Genomic DNA, 2,798 nt, shown 5'->3' on the forward strand with positions numbered 1-2,798 from the left:
TCGTGTATTTGCTGAACATATCCGTGATGATTATGGCTTCGAGGGCGATCAAGACAATGAAGGTCGCATGCTGGGCTTTTTGCTTACAAAGGCAGGGGCTATGAGCCCAGCTTTAAAAAATACAGAAATTTTGCTTAATAGCCTGATGGAAAATAAAATCCATCAATACACATTGTTTGGATAATCCATGAAAAATACTGCTTTCATAAAAAACTTGTATTCTAAATGTAAAATGCATGGTTCAGGTGAAGCTCAGGTTATAATATCTGATGGAGAGTTATCGTCACTACTATCTATTGCTCTTGATAACCTTGGATGGTCTCACGATGACCTTCAGATTATTAAAGTCAATGTACCAGATGATGACTACTACAATATTCCAATAAGCTGGTTTGATAGCATAGCAGAATCTGATATCAGTGCCGAAGATGTGATCTCAGCACTGACAGCCTGCTTCAATCAGGATAACGATTTTGCGTTATTTATAGAAAACCTCTCTGCTCTTCATCGGCGCAGAGTTAAATATCAAAGAATTCTGTCATCACAGCCCATGTCCAACATGGATCAAATTGGTCCTAGATCACTTCTAGAGTATGGTGGATGCAATACCACTCTTCTGGCGAATTGGATGGTTTGGAGGAAGTGGATTTATGATATAGACAATCGGTCAGCCCAGGAAACTGGCTATTTATTTCAACCTCTATTAGCGAGTTGCTTAGGTGGCAAGCCTGTTGGAGCGAAAAACTCGCCAGTTAAGAGACTTGATGCAAATGGAAATCCTACGAACCAAGGGCGACAAATAGACTGTTTAGTTCCAAGTAATAATAGAACCTATGAACTTAAACTGAGAGTAACAATTGCTGCAAGTGGTCAGGGGAGATTTGGTGAAGAGCTTTCATTTCCTGAAGAAAGCCAAGCTGCTGGTTTTATACCAGTTCTTCTGGTTTTAGATCCAACACCCTCCAATAGGTTAACTGAGTTATCAGAGAAATATCTGGCCTGTGGTGGCGCTTTTTATCACGGAGAAGAAGCGTGGAGGCACATGGAGCAGGAAGCCGGAGAGGTGGTTTCTGTTTTTATTGAAAGATACATAAAGCCAGCCATACAGGGCATAGAAGAGATCGAAATTGAATATCCTAAGTCAATAAATTTGCGATGGTCAGATCAAGTGATTGAGATATCAGATGACAGTAGTTCTTATGTTATAAATCGACTGTAAGTGCTAACAAAGCACTGCACTACGACCAATTTTACCCGCTATAATCAACGCTATAGATGATTTTGAAGGTACTGGATAAGCAATTTAGTAAACAGTGATACCTGTCTGAAAATTTACAGCTATAATGTATATTATTATATAAATTTTTAAATATGCAAGATCTAAATTTAAATGAAACCCAGAAAAAACGTTTGCAGTGGCTCGTAGAAGAAGTACGTGCTAAGAAGCTTAATGAGGATAAAATTTGCTTCATTTGGTCTTTGAGCGGCACAATTATAGTAGGATATCAGGGTAACGTTCCTGAATTTGATAAAATAACTCTTAAGGCTCTAGAAAATAGTGGTTGTTTAGTATGCGATCGACGTCGTAAAGATGAATACAAGTGTGCTTTAACCCCTACGGCATATGAAGCTGTTGACCCTAATTTTGGTGCTCCTAACTTGTCTGCTATTCCTCCTGAACTTAAGCACCTAGATTCTGAACTGTTGAAAAGATGTCACTGTTTATTAAATACTTGTGGAGATGATTCCACAGCTTGGGACAAAGATGTTCGCACAGCAACAGTAGTTTTAGAAAACCGGTTTAAAAAACTTGGAAAAATTGATAACAGCGATAAAAAGGCTACAGGTGAAGGTATCGTAAACAAGATTTTTGCTGGTAATGATTCGATATTGAAGGGCAAACTTGAAAAGAGCGATCTTGAAGCATATCGTAATCTTTATGCAGGCATGATGGGGGTTTTTCGCAATCGTTATGCCCACGAATTTATAGACCCTAGTCCAGAAGTTGGTCGGGCAATCATCGCATTTATTGATGTGCTCCTAAAAATACTGGATGATATCGACTGGCCTTCGGGTGAGGGCGAGCCATAACACCTGATATTAGGATGGATCTGTCAGTGCCTCAACAAAACTATTGCACTGACTCACTAAATTGCTCACCAGCACATATAGCGCTACAGGCAAGGCAATAAAAAAGCGATCGCAGTCAGTTTGCGATCGCACAAATACCAACTATTTCCTCAAATCCCCCCTAACTGTTAATAAGGGGGGATCCCCCACTCCAAAATCACTGCAACCCTTCCAACAACTGTTGCAACGCCCTATCAAGAGCTTGCCCTAACTTACTGCCATCTTTTCCACCAGCTTGGGCCAAGTTAGGTCGTCCACCGCCACCACCACCACATAATTTAGCGATCGCACCAATAAACTTCCCAGCCTGCAAGCCTTTCTGATTAACACCCTTACTAAAGGCTGCCACTAAACTCACCTTGTCGGGGCTAGGCACTGAACCCAACACTACCGCACTTTCTCCGAGCTTCTGCTGTAGCTGTTGCGCAACACTTTTTAAGCCCTCTGGTTCTACTCCCTCCATCTTGGCTACCAGAACCTTGAACTCACCTACTGACTTAGCTTCCGCCAACAACTGGTCAGATTTTGCCAAAGCCAGTTGTTGCTTGAGGGCATCTAACTGTTTATTAGTAGCCTTGAGTTCCTGTTGTAAATTACTAATCCGCTCAGGTAACTCTTCCGGTTGTGCCTTAAAGCGATCGCATAAATCCTTAACCACCTTATCCCGC

General features: G+C 41.3%; 4 protein-coding genes and 1 pseudogene. 3 read left to right on the forward strand and 2 right to left on the reverse strand.

Translation table 11 applies throughout. From position 1 onward, the window contains the following. The 3 genes and pseudogenes from F6K49_RS39530 to F6K49_RS39540 form a co-directional block, all read left to right on the forward strand. Nucleotides 1-184, forward strand: a pseudogene (locus F6K49_RS39530) (DNA cytosine methyltransferase); the annotation flags it as partial. 3 nt (nucleotides 185-187) lie between these two features. Further along, the gene (locus F6K49_RS39535; RefSeq protein WP_293106085.1) at nucleotides 188-1,219 is read left to right on the forward strand and encodes a restriction endonuclease; all 1,032 of its coding nucleotides are present in this window, start codon (nucleotides 188-190) and stop codon (nucleotides 1,217-1,219) included. Between the two features lie 152 nt (nucleotides 1,220-1,371). After that, entirely contained in the window at nucleotides 1,372-2,091 is a 720-nt protein-coding gene (locus F6K49_RS39540) for a TIGR02391 family protein (RefSeq protein ID WP_293106090.1), read from the forward strand. A gap of 9 nt (nucleotides 2,092-2,100) precedes the next feature. On the opposite strand, the gene F6K49_RS39545 is transcribed toward F6K49_RS39540, so the two are convergent. Then, a complete protein-coding gene (locus tag F6K49_RS39545) occupies nucleotides 2,101-2,223 on the reverse strand; it encodes a hypothetical protein (RefSeq protein WP_293106094.1) in 123 nt (40 codons plus the stop codon). Nucleotides 2,224-2,287: 64 nt separating this feature from the next. Next, on the reverse strand, nucleotides 2,288-2,798 hold a 511-nt coding region (locus F6K49_RS39550), incomplete at its 5' end, for a DHHA1 domain-containing protein (RefSeq protein WP_293106098.1).

The organism is Moorena sp. SIO3I6 (assembly GCF_010672095.1).